The 14,820-nt window shown below is 34.1% G+C and carries 9 protein-coding genes; 2 read left to right on the plus strand and 7 right to left on the minus strand.

The genetic code is table 11. The features are described from left to right. Positions 1-19: 19 nt before the first annotated feature. Positions 20-781, plus strand: a complete 762-nt coding sequence (locus FLB_RS04335; RefSeq protein WP_064714722.1) for a C40 family peptidase — start codon at positions 20-22, stop codon at positions 779-781. 65 nt (positions 782-846) lie between these two features. Here the strand turns inward: FLB_RS04335 and FLB_RS04340 are convergent, their stop codons facing one another. From FLB_RS04340 to FLB_RS04355, 4 genes are all read right to left on the minus strand, one after another. Beyond that, on the minus strand, positions 847-1,857 hold the full coding sequence (locus FLB_RS04340; protein ID WP_082923203.1) for a hypothetical protein: 1,011 nt from the start codon (positions 1,855-1,857) through the stop codon (positions 847-849). 482 nt (positions 1,858-2,339) lie between these two features. Next, complete coding sequence (locus tag FLB_RS04345; RefSeq protein WP_064714724.1) at positions 2,340-2,717, minus strand: PH domain-containing protein; 378 nt, start codon at positions 2,715-2,717, stop codon at positions 2,340-2,342. Between the two features lie 5 nt (positions 2,718-2,722). After that, a complete protein-coding gene (locus FLB_RS04350) occupies positions 2,723-4,027 on the minus strand; it encodes an amidohydrolase family protein (RefSeq protein ID WP_064714725.1) in 1,305 nt (434 codons plus the stop codon). A 41-nt stretch (positions 4,028-4,068) separates the two neighbouring features. Beyond that, positions 4,069-7,068 carry an amidohydrolase family protein gene (locus tag FLB_RS04355; protein WP_064714726.1) on the minus strand — a complete coding sequence of 1,000 codons (3,000 nt, stop codon included), beginning with the start codon at positions 7,066-7,068 and terminating at the stop codon, positions 4,069-4,071. Between the two features lie 221 nt (positions 7,069-7,289). Here FLB_RS04355 and FLB_RS04360 point away from each other — a divergent pair, with 221 nt between their 5' ends. Beyond that, positions 7,290-8,825 carry a YifB family Mg chelatase-like AAA ATPase gene (locus FLB_RS04360; RefSeq protein WP_064714727.1) on the plus strand — a complete coding sequence of 512 codons (1,536 nt, stop codon included), beginning with the start codon at positions 7,290-7,292 and terminating at the stop codon, positions 8,823-8,825. 188 nt (positions 8,826-9,013) lie between these two features. Here the strand turns inward: FLB_RS04360 and FLB_RS04365 are convergent, their stop codons facing one another. The 3 genes from FLB_RS04365 to FLB_RS04375 all read right to left on the minus strand — a co-directional run bounded on the left by FLB_RS04365 (position 9,014) and on the right by FLB_RS04375 (position 14,811). Then, positions 9,014-9,877, minus strand: a complete 864-nt coding sequence (locus tag FLB_RS04365; RefSeq protein ID WP_064714728.1) for a neutral zinc metallopeptidase — start codon at positions 9,875-9,877, stop codon at positions 9,014-9,016. Between the two features lie 33 nt (positions 9,878-9,910). Then, on the minus strand, positions 9,911-13,432 hold the full coding sequence (locus FLB_RS04370; RefSeq protein ID WP_157490529.1) for a PAS domain S-box protein: 3,522 nt from the start codon (positions 13,430-13,432) through the stop codon (positions 9,911-9,913). Between the two features lie 626 nt (positions 13,433-14,058). Further along, positions 14,059-14,811, minus strand: coding sequence for a hypothetical protein (locus tag FLB_RS04375; RefSeq protein ID WP_064714729.1), 753 nt, complete (start codon positions 14,809-14,811; stop codon positions 14,059-14,061). Positions 14,812-14,820 lie beyond the last annotated feature (9 nt).

Genomic DNA, 14,820 nt, shown 5'->3' on the forward strand with positions numbered 1-14,820 from the left:
AATTTGTAAATCAAAAATAATGTTTGGAATCTGTAATTTAGCCATCATACCACTTCGCTTTGAACCTAGTGATAGAAGCGAAATCGTATCACAAGTTCTTTTTGGAGAGCATTTCGAAATCATTGATAAGCAAAATCAGTGGTCTAAAATTAAACTTCAATACGATGAATATGAGGGCTGGGTTGACAGTAAACAATATCAGTTAATTTCTGAAGAAAACTTCAAACGACTTTCTACGGAAAGTATTATTTTGAATGCAGACTTAATAGAATATATCACTGGACCTAATAATTTATTAATGCCAATTCCTTTGGGGGCTAGTTTGTCGTTTTTGAATAATGATGAAATAAATGCGACTCATTTTGATTTTGAAGGTACCAAAATAAGTGGGGTTAAGGACAAAGCTAGTTTGATAAAAACTGCCTATATGTATTTAAATGCTCCTTATTTATGGGGAGGAAAAACGCCATTTGGTATTGATTGTTCTGGATTTACACAAATGGTCTATAAACTCAATGGATATACCCTAAAAAGAGATGCCTCGCAGCAAGCGTTACAAGGAGATCCATTAAGTTTTATTGAGGAAAGTGAACCTGGTGATTTAGCTTTTTTTGATAACGAAGAAGGGAAAATTATTCACGTAGGTATAATAATGTCTGATAATTACATTATTCATGCTAGTGGAAAAGTGAGGGTTGATCGTTTAGATCATTTAGGGATTTATAACATGGAAACGAGTAAGCATACACATAAGTTAAGGGTTATTAAAAAAATAATTTAGGAAAATACTTTTCCCAAAAAAAAAGTTGTTCGAGAGAACAACTTTTTTTTTGGAAATATTTGACATTACCCTTTTGCCTTCAAAGCTTCATATTTATCGGTCATGTCTAAAGAGCGATAAAGATTAAGAAGGAGCTTAGAAACGTCTTTATTATTTGGGTCTAAAATTAGTGCTTTTTCAAGGTAATTTACTGCAGTTTTTACTTCCGCATCTTTTTTTGCCTTTAATTCATCATACTTTTTCATATCTTCGGAAGAAGTTCCAAGTAAGCTCATTTTATCAGCTATTTCTTTTTTACGATCGAGCTTTACATAAGCTAAATCAATATAGGTTTCTATATCATTTGGATTGATATTAATAATTGCTTTATAGTTGCTTTCTGCACTAGCTATATCTCCTTTTTCTGTTTGAATATATGCTAATCTTTTTAATATTTCAGCTTTCTTAGATTTGGATTTTGCATTTCTTGGTTTGTCATGTGAACCTTGTTTTACTCCTAAATCCCTATTTGAAGCCGAAACAAAAAGCTCTTCTTGATTGGTTTTTTTGTTTGTTGCATAATACTCCATGCCATTACCGGAATACTTTATGTTTTTTAGTAATTCATAACTTTTCAATGCTAAATCATACTGTTTTGCATTGAAAAAATTAGACGCTGCATTGTATAAGTTGACAGTATCTTTTTTATCCATTTCGTATAAATACATCATTTTATCTGCTGCTTCAGAAAATCGTTGTGCATTGTTGTCTTCAACAGAACTACGCTCTAAAGCACTTTTAATTTCTTTTATTGATTCTCTAGCTTGAACTGCGTATTTTAGATTCCCAGAATCAACTTCGGCAGTAATCAATTCATTGTAGCAAGCAACAGCTAACGATAGATTCTTTGATGTGTCTGTTTTTTTATTAGCTAGAGCTGTATAAGCTTTTGCCTTGATAAAATAATAATCTGATTTGTCCTCATCTTTAGCATTAGTGATCAAATATTCGATTTCATTTAAAATGGTTAAAGCTCCTTGAACATTTCCTTTGTTTAGTTCTGTTTGAGCAGTCTTGATTTGCTCTTTTTGAGCCATAAGTGAAAACGTTACGCTAAACATTAGCAGCGTAAAAAAGTACAATTTCTTCATAGCAGGTTTTTTTTGGTAAGATTAGGTTTGATAATTTTGTTTTGTAAAAACTTAATAATTTAATAAAAAATTAACATGACCAAAATAGAATAATATTTTGAGTTTACAAATATATTAGTAAAGAAATATCTGTTAAAGTTAAAAAAAAGAAAGAAATATTTTACATTATTTTTTATTGTATGTCAAAAATATTTGTATTAATCCAATCACTAGTAAGTTTATGCTATTGATTTATAAGCAAATATTTATGATTGTGCTTGAAGTTTTTGTTAAAAAAACAGGCTGTAAAATGATTTAAATCTCTGAGGTTATTCTTAATTTATTACAGCTGTTTTTATTTTTACATATAAATTGATTCGTTTTTTGTATTTTGTAGAAAGGAGGTGTCTTATAGTAGACGCCTCCTTTTATGAAGATTAAGTTATTATTTATTTTAGTGTATGTTGACTTAAAATACGATACACCTCATTGATATTATTACTTCCTTTACCAAATTGTTTCGTAATTGGGTTAGGTTCATTGTTCAACCAAATTTTTAAATCGGCATCCATGTCTAAGATTCCGGCACTCTCTTTGGAGAATTTTTTGATGTTTTTGTACGGAATGGATAAATAGTCTACTTTTGAACCTACTAATTGTTTTTCGACTAAGATTAGTCTTTTGTTAGTGAAAACAAACATATCTTTTAGTAATCGAAAGGCTTTTTCAATCACTTCGCCTTCAATCAATATTGGTTCGAATTCTTTGGAAGCACTCTCGAGTGTTACTTCTGAGGCGTTTCCTAAAATGGCATTGAACAGTCCCATAGTGTTTATTTTTGATTGTATTTTGCTTTGTATTTATCGCTAAGTTTTGTTTGATGCGTTGCCAAACTAATCATTCTACCTTGTATAAAGGCATGTGTTAATTTGTTGGTTCGCATGTCTAAAGCGTCACCTTCTGAGATAAAAAGAGTGGCATCTTTGCCTTCTTCTAAGGAACCACATTGTTGGTCAATTCCTAATAATTTAGCAGTATTCAAAGTAATTAATTGTAGCGCTTTTTCTTTGTCTAGGCCATATGAAACACAAGTTCCTGCCAAAAAGGGAAGGTTTCTTGAACTCATTCTTTCTTTACTTCCGCTATTTTCTAGACCAACCAGAATTCCTTTATCAGTTAATATTTTGGCCATTTTATAGGGTAAATCAATATCTTGGTCTTCATTGGTAGGAAGGTCGTGAATTCTTCTTAAAAGTACACCAATATTATTTTTAAGCAAAAGTGGAGCTGCTTTATAGGCTTCGAAACCTCCAACGATGACTATTTTTTTGATGCCGTTTTCTATGGCCAATTGAATACCATCGACAATTTGTTTTTCTTCATCCGCGTGAATGAACAAGGTTTGAGTTCCGTCGAATAGACCTTTCGTAGCTTCAGTAACTAAATTTCTGCTGTCTGAGGCACCGCCTAAATAAGCTTTGGCACTTTTGAAAAAAGCATTTAACTCTTGAAGTTGTTTGTTGTACTCTTTGTTGGGCTCGATTGAACCAGGTTCTGCCCACCAGCCACCTCTTTTAAAAGTAGCAGGAAGATTAATATGAATACCATCATTCTCTTTGATCAAAGCTTCTTTCCAGTGCCAAGCATCTAATTGTACAATAGAAGAACTTCCAGAAACTCTCCCTCCTCTTGGCGTGATTTGAGCTATTAAAATTCCGTTAGGACGAACGGTTTCAATTACTTTTGAATCGGCAGTGTAGGCCACAATACTTCTTACGTTGGGGTTAAAAGTTCCAATTTCTTCCTCATCATCCGAAGATTTTACCGCGTCAATTTCTACCAATCCTAAAGTAGAATTGGGTACGATAAATCCAGGATAGACGTGTTTTCCAGTTCCGTCAATTATAAGGTCGAACGCATCTTTGCCTAATTTTATTAATTGGGCATTGGCTACCAAATTAATTTTCCCTTCTTTAAATCCAATAGCTGCATCTTCAATGACTTCACCTGTTCCTAAATGTGCTGTTGCATTTAGAATGAGTATCGATTTTGATTGTGGTGGCGCAGGTATTTGTTGAGCTTGACTAAGTGTTGAAAAACCGAGAATGGCTAATAAAAGTACTATTTTTATGTTCATCTTTTTTAAAATTTGGTGTTTGTAGTGCATACTAGATTAGATTACAATTCTTCCATTGTATCGCATTCGTACTCAGGTTTGATTGATTTTTTAGGAGCTTGTGTGGCCATTCCTTTGTTTTTTTCTAACAATAACTGACCAATTAATTCGACTCTTTCTTTAGCATTTGCAGCTCTTTTGGCTTCGTCTACTTGGCTGTCAAAATAAACAACACCTTCGATTAACGTTTTTTCTGCTTTAGCATAAATAGACAAAGGATTGTTGTTCCAAAGTACTACATCGGCATCTTTTCCTACTTTAATACTTCCTACTTTGTCGTCTATGTGTAATAATTTTGCAGGATTTAAAGTCACAAATTTCCAAGCTTCTTCCTCCGAAATGTTACCATATTTAACTGCTTTTGCAGCTTCTTGATTCAATCTTCTTGACATTTCGGCATCATCTGAATTGTAGGCTACTACTAATCCGTGGTTATGCATAATCGGACCGTTTTGTGGAATAGCATCGTTTACTTCGAATTTATAAGCCCACCAGTCAGAGAAAGTTGAGGCACCAACACCGTGCTCTTTCATTTTGTCAGCCACTTTGTATCCTTCAAGAATGTGGGTATAGGTATTTACTTTGAAGCCCATTTTGTCCGCCACATTCATTAACATCAAGATTTCTGATTGCACATAAGAATGACAACTTATGAATCGTTTGTTGTTTAAAATTTCAGCTAAAGTCTGTAATTCCAAATCGGTTCTTGGCGCTTTTGCTTTGTCTTTTTTGCCGCTTGCATTGTACGTTTTCCAAGCTAAGTCGTATTCTTTGGCTCTTTGAAAGTAATCTGTAAATACTTGTTCTACTCCCATACGAGTTTGAGGAAAACGAGTTGGATTCGGGTTACCCCAGTTGGATTGTTTTACGTTTTCACCCAAGGCAAACTTGATGAATTTTGGTTGGTTTTTGTATAACAATTCTTCTGGTTCCATTCCCCATTTCCATTTTACGATAGCCGAGCGACCACCGATTGGATTTGCAGAACCGTGTAGTAATTGTGATGTAGTAACACCACCTGCTAAATCTCTGTAAATATTAATGTCTTCGGAGTTGACTACGTCTTCGATAGTTACCTCGGCACTTGAGTTGTGTCCGCCCTCGTTTACACCATTCGAAATAGCAATGTGAGAGTGTTCGTCAATGATACCGCTGGTTAAGTGTTTTCCTTTGGCATCAATGATAGTAGCTCCACCATCTGAAAGATTTTTTCCGATAGCAGCAATTTTACCGTTTTTAACCAATACGTCGGTTTGTTCTAGAATTCCTTCTTTTTCGTTGGTCCAAACCGTTGCATTTTTGAATAACAAGGTTTGAGCTTTTGGTAATTCAGTATTTCCGTATGCAATGTTTGGATAAGTAACAGGCTGAACCGCGAATGGTTTTTCAACGGCGCTTGAGTCTTTTACAATCTTAAATGGCGCAGTTTTTTTGGCATACCAAGTCACTTCTGAACCATTGTTTAAAATGGCTTTTCCAGATAAGTTTTTGGTAGTGTCTACCAAGCCATTCAGTCTTGAAAAATTAGTTTTTACATCGTCATTAGATTTGATTAATAGCGTAACCCATTGATTCGCAAAAGTCAAATTCGATTTTACTTTCTTTTTATCTGCGGTTGTAATATCCGATTTTGGTTTGGCAACTTCTCCTTCAATTTTTAACTTATAGGTTTCATTACTTACGGTCAAATCGTATTCTCCACGAATATCTTTTACAGTCCAATCGTTAATTACATACTTATTGCCTTGTACCCAGTTTTCGAAAACGATGGTTTTTTCGTCAAAAATAGCACCTGAGGTAATGATGAAGTTGGCATAACTTCCTGTTTTTAAACTTCCAATTTCATTGCTTTTTCCAAGTAAAGCAGCTGGAGTAGTAGTCAAAGCTTCTAATGCTTTTGTCGGGTCAAAACCAAATTGAATGGCTTTTAATAAATTCCCTCTAAAGTCCTCTATCTTTTTTAATTTATCTGTAGTTAATGCGAAAGTAATTCCGTTTTCAGATAGTACTTTTAAGTTGCTAGGTGCTTGATTCCAAAAACGTAAGTCAGCCAACTCCATTTGGTTCGCATTGAACGGATTTGAAACATCGTAAGCTTCTGGGAAGTTAATCGGAATGATAAAACTAGCATTCGTTTTTTTGATTTCTTGAATGCGTTCAAATTCATTTCCACCTCCTTTAAGGATATAATTCAATCCAAATTCTTTTGCAATTTTGGAGGCTCTTAAACTATTCAATTTGTCTTCTGCTGTAAAAATTTGAACTAGTTTTTCGTTAGCAATCAACGCTTCTAAGGATAAGTCTTTGTTGGAGGCATTCCCATTTTTGTACCATTCTTTGTCGTGATACATTTGACGAAGCAAAGCCATCATTCCCATCAAAGAAGAAGGGTAGGATTGATTGGTGGTTACGCTACGAGTAAAACCAAAATGTTGAGTGGCTTTATTGCTCAAAATTCGATTGGTTTTATCGCTGTTATTCAAAGCAACTATGGCTCCAGTTCCTCTGGCAATACCATCTTGAATGTGAGTGCCTACTACACCAAATCCAGCTTTTAATAATTCTTCAGCTTTGGTTTCGTCGTAAGCGAAAGTTTCGTAAGCATTGATTTCTGAGCGAATGTTTTCGTTCCAATAATAGCCTGCACGTTTGGTATCATAAGAAGAACCTCTTTCGCCTGATGCCGCTCTTTTAGGCTTTTCGGCACCAAAACTAGTATACATATCGATGAAGGAAGGGTAAATTGATTTTCCTTCTGCATCAATTATCATCGCGTTTTTGGGGATAGCAACTGAGTTTCCTGATGCTACTACTTTACCATTTTGAATGAGTAAAGTTCCTTTTTCAATGATTTGAGTAGGGGTAACATAGATTTTTGCGTTGGTAAAAGCAGTGTAATAATTGTTTTTGTTTGGAATACTTTCGTTATTCGGAAAGTACTCTTGTGCTTGTGTTTTCGCTATAAAAACACCAAAAAAGAGTAGGATTATAAGTTTTTTCATAATGGGTTAGTTAATTTTTTTAAAATTACTAAAATTAATAACACTTGGAAGGGCTATTTAAATTTTAACTTCTGTTTTATAGCTGAATACTATTTTTTGCTAAAATTTTATTTTTTTGTGACTTATTTTTTTAAGTTTTTGAGAATACTTTTTAAATTTAACAAGTTGATTACTGTTATAGTGTCGGATTTTATTTTACTTTTATTTAAAAGATTATTTATATGCTTGTTAAAGTTTTTGGAAGTGCCGTTTTTGGGGTGGAAGCGACCACTATTACGGTAGAAGTTAATATTGATAATGGGGTAGGGTATCATTTGGTGGGATTGCCAGATAATGCGATTAAAGAAAGTAGTTATCGCATTGCGGCAGCGCTCAAAAATAATGGGTATGCTTTGCCCGGAAAAAAGATTACGATTAATATGGCTCCGGCCGATTTACGAAAAGAAGGTTCTGCTTACGATTTGACCTTGGCGGTGGGCATTTTAGTGGCTTCCTCACAGATTTCTACTGCTGTTTTGGACGAATATATTATTATGGGTGAATTGTCTTTGGATGGAAGTTTGCAACCCATAAAAGGTGCATTACCCATTGCGATAAAAGCCAAAGAAGAAGGTTTTAAAGGTTTTTTTCTGCCGAAGCAAAATGTGAAAGAAGCCGCCATAGTTGCAGGTTTGGATGTGTATGGCGTTGAAAATGTGCAAGAAGTCATTGATTTTTTGGAAGGAAAAGGAACGCTGGAACCCACTAGAATTGATACCCGAGCCGAATTTTATAAAACCTTAGATTTTCCTGAATTTGATTTTTCGGATGTGAAGGGGCAAGAAAGTATTAAGCGTTGTATGGAAATCGCTGCTGCAGGTGGGCATAATATTATTTTGATTGGACCTCCAGGGGCGGGAAAAACGATGCTGGCGAAACGTTTGCCTAGTATTTTGCCTCCGATGACACTACGCGAAGCACTTGAAACTACTAAAATTCATAGTGTTGCTGGAAAACTAAAAGAAGTTGGACTAATGAATCAACGCCCCTTTCGAAGTCCACACCACACTATTTCAAATGTGGCTTTGGTAGGCGGTGGGAGTTATCCTCAGCCAGGTGAAATTTCGATGGCACATAATGGGGTGTTGTTTTTGGATGAATTACCCGAATTTAAGCGCGATGTTTTGGAAGTGATGCGTCAGCCGTTGGAGGATAGGGAAGTAACGATTTCAAGAGCGAAGTTTACGGTGACTTATCCTTCTTCGTTTATGTTGGTGGCGAGTATGAATCCGAGTCCGAGTGGGTTTTTTAATGACCCTAGTGCTCCTCAAACGTCTTCACCACACGAAATGCAACGCTATTTGAGTAAAATTTCGGGACCGCTTTTGGATAGAATTGATATTCATATTGAAGTAACTCCGGTTCCTTTTGAGAAATTGTCTGATGATCGAAAAGCAGAAAGTAGTGTGGATATACGAAAACGTGTTACAGCTGCTAGAGAATTGCAAAGTCAACGTTTTGATTCGCTCGAAAATATTCATTACAATGCTCAAATGAACACGAAACATATTCGGGAGTTTTGTGCTTTGGATGCTGCTTCAAAAGAGTTGTTGAAAACGGCTATGGAGCGTTTGAATCTCTCGGCTAGAGCTTATGATAGAATTTTGAAAGTTTCTAGGACGATTGCTGATCTTGAAGCGTCTCCCAACGTGATGTCTTCGCATATTGCCGAAGCGATACAATACCGTAGTTTGGATAGAGATGGGTGGTTGGGGTAAATGATTACTGATAAGGTAAATTGTTTCCTTTTAGCCCCGATCGTAGTGGAAATCCTTTGTTGCCGGGGTTCGGCAGCAAAGATTGTAATGGAGAGCGGGAACCCTCTTTACAAGAATGCCTATTGATGCTGCTTCAAAAAAAAGAGCTACTTATTGAGAATAAAATAGCTCTTTTTGTTTTTCATATACTACTGGATGTAATTGAAGGTATTGCCTTGCTTGATATCGCCAGAATGGAATCCTTTTTGAAACCAGTAGATGCGTTGCTCAGAGGTGCCGTGAGTAAAAGAATCGGGGATAACTTGACCTTGCATTTTCTTTTGGATGGCGTCGTCGCCTACGGCTTGCGCGGCGCTTAGGGCTTCTTCTATATCACCGGGTTCTAATATGCTATTTTGTTTGTCGTCATAATGTGTCCATAGCCCCGCATAGAAATCGGCTTGGAGTTCTAAGGCTACAGATAGTTTGTTGGCTTCGGTTTCGCTTTTTCCTTGCTGTAGTTGACGCATTTTGGTTGAAGTTCCTAATAGATTCTGAATGTGGTGCCCGTATTCATGACCAATTACGTAAGCCACAGCAAAGTCGCCCCCTTGCGCACCAAATTTTGTTCTCAATTCTTCGAAAAAGGACATGTCCATATAGATTTTTTGATCTGCTGGACAATAAAAAGGTCCTGAGGCTGAGCTGGCTCCACCGCAAGCAGTTTCTACTTGTCCGCTAAAGAGCACCAATTTTGCGGGTTGGAAAGGAAGATTGTTTTCTTGGAAAATTTTACTCCAGGTGTCTTCATTTTCTGCTACAATTGTTTTTACAAATTTGCCTTCTTCGACTTCGCTTGGGGTTAAATCTCTTTGTTCTGTAGGAGCGCTTTGTGATTGGTTGTTGAATTGTTCTAATATAGGAGTTATCATTTGGGCGTTTTCTCCACCAAAAACATTGATGAGTAAAATGATAATTCCTATGATTCCGCCACCTACGATTGATTTTCCTCCGGTAGACATGCCGCGACGATCTTCTACATTATCGCTTTGTCTTCTTCCTTGCCATTTCATAATTTGTTGTTTTTGATGTTGTTCGGAATAAAGTTACTTAATTTTAGTAATCCATTTTAAGATTACTTCTTCAATAATACCTTTTATGATTGGTTTTGGGATGTAATCATTCATTCCTACTTTTAGGCATTTTTTGCGTTCTTCTTTCTCGGTTCCAGCGGTGATGGCAATGATTGGGATATCTTTTCCGTTTTTAAGATTTCTTATGGCTTTGGTGGTTTCGTAACCGTTCATTATGGGCATTTGAATATCCATGAATATCAGTGTTGGTTTTAGGCACTCAAATTGTTCAACGGCTTCTTTTCCATTTAAAAATTCGAATACCTCAACTTCGACAAACAAATTCTTTAAAATGGTTTTTAAGAGTAACATGTTTATCTTATTGTCTTCTACAATCATTATTTTAATATTGGAAAGGTGGTGTTTAGTTTTTAATGGCAGCGGAGCAGGAATGTTTTTTTTAGTTGAATCATAAGCTTCTTCGGTTTCAGTTACATTTGAAGTTTTTAGCTCAATATCAAAATAGAAAGTACTGCCTTTATTGATTTTACTTTCTAATTGTAACTTGCTATTCATTAAGCTTAATAATTGATTGGAAATGGTAAGCCCAAGTCCAGTTCCTCCAAATTTTTTGGAGGTAGAGCTGTCTTCTTGAGAGAAGGCATTGAATATTTTTTTCTTGTTTTTTTCTAGTATTCCAATTCCGGTATCGATAATCGCAAAACGAAGGGTTTGTTGTGAGTCATTATTTTTAGCGATTACGCCTACCTCAAGTGTGATGCTGCCTTTATCCGTAAATTTTACTGCATTAGCTAGAAGGTTGATCAAAATTTGCTTTAATCGAACGGAATCTACCCAGACAAATTTGGGGACTTCTGGGGCAATTTTTAAGAATAAATCTAATTTTTTTTGATTGGATTCATAAAAAATAAGATCGATAGTTTGGTTTAAAATTTCGGACAGTTCTTGTTTTTCGATGAAAAGATCTAGTTTTCCAGCTTCAATTTTAGAAAAATCCAAGATATCATTGATGATATCTAATAAAGACATTGCTGATTGATTAATCGTAGTCATGTATTTTTCTTGAGTACGATTAAGATGGGTTTTCATGAGCAAATCGGTAAAGCCAATGATTCCATTGAGTGGAGTTCTAATTTCGTGACTCATATTGGCTAGAAAATCAGATTTTGCCTTATTGGCAGCTTCCGCGAATTCTTTTTCTTTTAGAATGGTTTCTGTTTCTTTTTGGTTAGTGATGTCGAATAGAATACCTCCAATATATTCTATAGTATTGTCTTTTTTAATTGCATCGCTAAATTCTTCTATCCAAATATATTGGCCTGATTTTTTTTTGATTCTGTATCGGTCATGATTAGGTTGTTTGTTGTTGAAATTTCTGTTTTGTTTTTCGATTACGAGTTCTCTGTCTTCGGGATGTATTAAGTTGATTAAAAATATTTTTTGCTCTAAGAAATCATTTTTTGAATAGCCGGTGAGTTTTTCAATAGAATCGGTTATGTATACTTTTGAGGCGTATTTATCAAATTTTGAGAGATAAACAGTTCCAGGAATATTATTGGCAATAAGTTTGAATTTTTCTTCACTTTTATGAATTAGTTTTTCATTTTTATCTCGTTCTAAGGCATATGAAATATTACTGGCCAATGTTTTTAAAATGAAACTTTCTTCTTTGGACCAATTTCTTTCATAAGAACAATCATCCATACCAATGAATCCTGTAAGTTCATCATTATAAAAAATAGGTACAACCAAGATAGATTTAATGTCATTATCAATTAATAATTGTTTGAAAACGGAGTTTTTGAGTTTGCTGGTTTTGGTTTTAAATGTTTTTTTAATTGAGGCTTTACTAGTGATATCAAGCAAAATCTCTTCATTAAAATTTTGTAATGGGGTGATTTGTAATGGTATTCCCTTTTTACCCCATTTGAATTTTTGTCGGATCAATTTGGTATTTGGGTCTTTTTCATAATAGAACAAGTGATCGGCTTGCGTTGCATTGCCCATGATTTCAAAGGTGTCTTTAAACATCTCATTTAGGCTTTTGCTTAATAAGAATTTTTCTGTGCAAAGTGCCATTTCGGCCAGTAAATCACTTTTCTTTTGAAGCTTTTTCTCTGCTTCAAATTGTTTTTGTGTTGCTATGGCGAGGGAGAGTATATCAGCAATAGTTCTTGCAAAAGTAAGGTCTTCTTGGTCCCAATTTCGTTGATTGGTTGTAGTTTCGAACGATAAAACGCCAAGCAATTCACCATTAAGTAAAATTGGGGTATCTATGGCAGATTTTATATTATGAATGCGGTAATAGGATTCGTAAAATTCATTGTTTTCGGCATCTCTGTTAACATTATCTTTATGCAGTTGAATGCCTTGCTTTATTTTTTGGGTATGAACTGGATAATCGTCTTTTTTTAATGTTATTTTCTTGCCAAAACTATGATTTTCTGCATAATAAATACACATGCAAATAATTGTTTTTTCGCGATATCTCCAGTAACTTACTCGATCACAGTTAGAGATTTCCGAAGCGGTTTCAATGATATGCTTAACCACATTATCAATGTTTTGAAAGTCTCTAAAATTTATCGTAAATAAGTTCTTGATGGTTGCATTGTACAATTCAATTTTTTGTTGTCGCTTATTGTTTTTAAATTCGTTGTTTTTTATTCGTGTAATGTCTCTACCAATTCCAGAATAACCAATTATATTTCCGTTCTCTTCTTTTCTAACAATAACTTTTAGTGAGATCCAAATGCTTTCCCCAAATTTGGTGTTTATTGGGAATTCAACTAATGGATAGTTAGTGTTTTTTTCGAAAAGCGTTTTAATTTCATGAAAATAATCGGTACTAATTATTGATGTAAAATTTTTCCCTAGCAGTTCATCTTCATCATATTGAAGCGTTTTTAGAGAGAAATCATTAATGAAGGTAAAATTTCCTCGCGTGTTGGTTTCAAATATAAGATCATTAGCATTTTGAATAATATCTTTGTATTTATTGTGTATGTTTCTTTGTTCTGTAACATCTTGTCCTATGCCTACGATAATATTGTCAGCAAACTTTTTGTCTGTCCACTGAATAAATTTATAGGATCCATTTTTACATTTTAATTTTCGGATGTAAATTTTTCCATCTACGAAAACATCATTATAGGGCAGTCCAACAAAATCAGGATCTTCTGTCAATCTCCAAAACTCAAAACCCATTACTTCTTTGGGCGTATATCCAAGAATTTTTTCAATCGTATCACTACAATAAATTACCTCACCTTGATGATTGCAAGCAAAAGTTAGTGAGTTTCCTTTATTTATGATTTCTTTAATAAAATCATTCTCTTTTGTTTGTGCGTCATCAATAGTTTTGCGAATAAAATTTACAATAATTACTATAAGTGAATTGATTAATAGCTTAATTCCAACGGGTTTTGGGATGGTCTCTAAAAAAGTAAACAAACAAATCGAAACTATTGTTAATCCAATAAAATAACCATAGAGTCTAGACTTTTTTAAGATATCAAATGATAAAAAAAGCAATATCGTGAAAGCGATTTTAGGAATAAAATCGGTTTGGTGTTCAATAAGATTTAAAGTAACATAAATGAAATAGAAGACGAAAGTTGTGACAAATACAGTTTTGATGTTGTTATAGATATAGGGTACTTTTTTTGATATAAAGTAGGTAAATAAAATAACTAACGCGATCGCTGTATTTTGATACAATAAACTTTGTGGGCGTATTTGGAAATAATCAAAAAACAATTCCAAGGCAATTATAAAAGTACCAAAAAGGAGTAAACATATCTGAAACTCTTCCTTCCCTATGGCTTTGCCATGTAAAGCATTATTCTTTTTTATTTTTTTAAAGGATATATAAATGTATACAAGTAAAACAATAAAAAAAGTAAACACTAAAAATTCAAAATCTTTATGACTAATCTTACTTAATGAAGATTTTAAATCGCTAGTCCATAGGGTGATAGTCCAACTTTTGAGGGTTAGTTTATGGATGACAGTATATAAAAGTCTGATATACAATGTTATCGCAGTGCTTTGGGTTTGTGGTACTTTATTTAGTCCTAGAAAAGGAAGTCAAAAGTAGAATATTATCACATATAAGTTTACTAAATAGTTAAAAAAATGTCATCTTTTTTTTTTAATCGTTATACAGTTTCTTCGGAACTACTTACTTGATTGTAAATGGTATAAACAACCGAAATTAAAAAGGGATAAGTGAAAAACACGCCAATACAGAAGGCAAAAAGACCTAAAAATGTACCAATGATTGCCACAGTGACAAGCATTAAAATTGCTATAGGTTGTTTGGTAACTATTGCAGTACTTGTTTTTATCGATTCAATAGTAGAACAATTGCCTAAAACAATCAAGGGAACAGTCAAAAGAGTAACAAAACTGATGATTATAGTCAAAATAATTCCAACGAAAGAAAGTCCGATTTCTTCAAAAACAAGACTAAGGCCATTAGTAGCTAAATTGATAAGAAAGGTTACAGCAACAATTGGGACAAATTGACGAGAAGTGTACATTGAAAATAAACCAGAAACACCAAAAGAAGTGTCTTTTTCGGCAGCATCGGCCATTTTGTAAAAACTAGCCATAAATGGACTTAATAGACAGGTAGAAAGAATAGAAAAGCCCGTAGAATACCAAATATAAGGCTTGGTTTGTAATAATTTCTGGAAGTTTTCTATAGATCTTTCATTGATGTTTTCAACACCAATAATGCTTACAGATACTGCACTTAAAAAGATAACAAAGAAAAAAAGGAAAACAAAAAGAGCCAATCCTGCATACAAAACTATTTTTTTATAATTGGCAAAAGAATGATTCAATACCTTTTCGAATTCCAAAGTATTGTTGTATTTGTTGGTTTCAGTTGGTTTTTGGGTAAGCATAAGTAACGT

Source organism: Flavobacterium succinicans (genome assembly GCF_001662485.1).
GTDB classification, from domain to species: Bacteria; Bacteroidota; Bacteroidia; order Flavobacteriales; family Flavobacteriaceae; genus Flavobacterium; species Flavobacterium succinicans_A.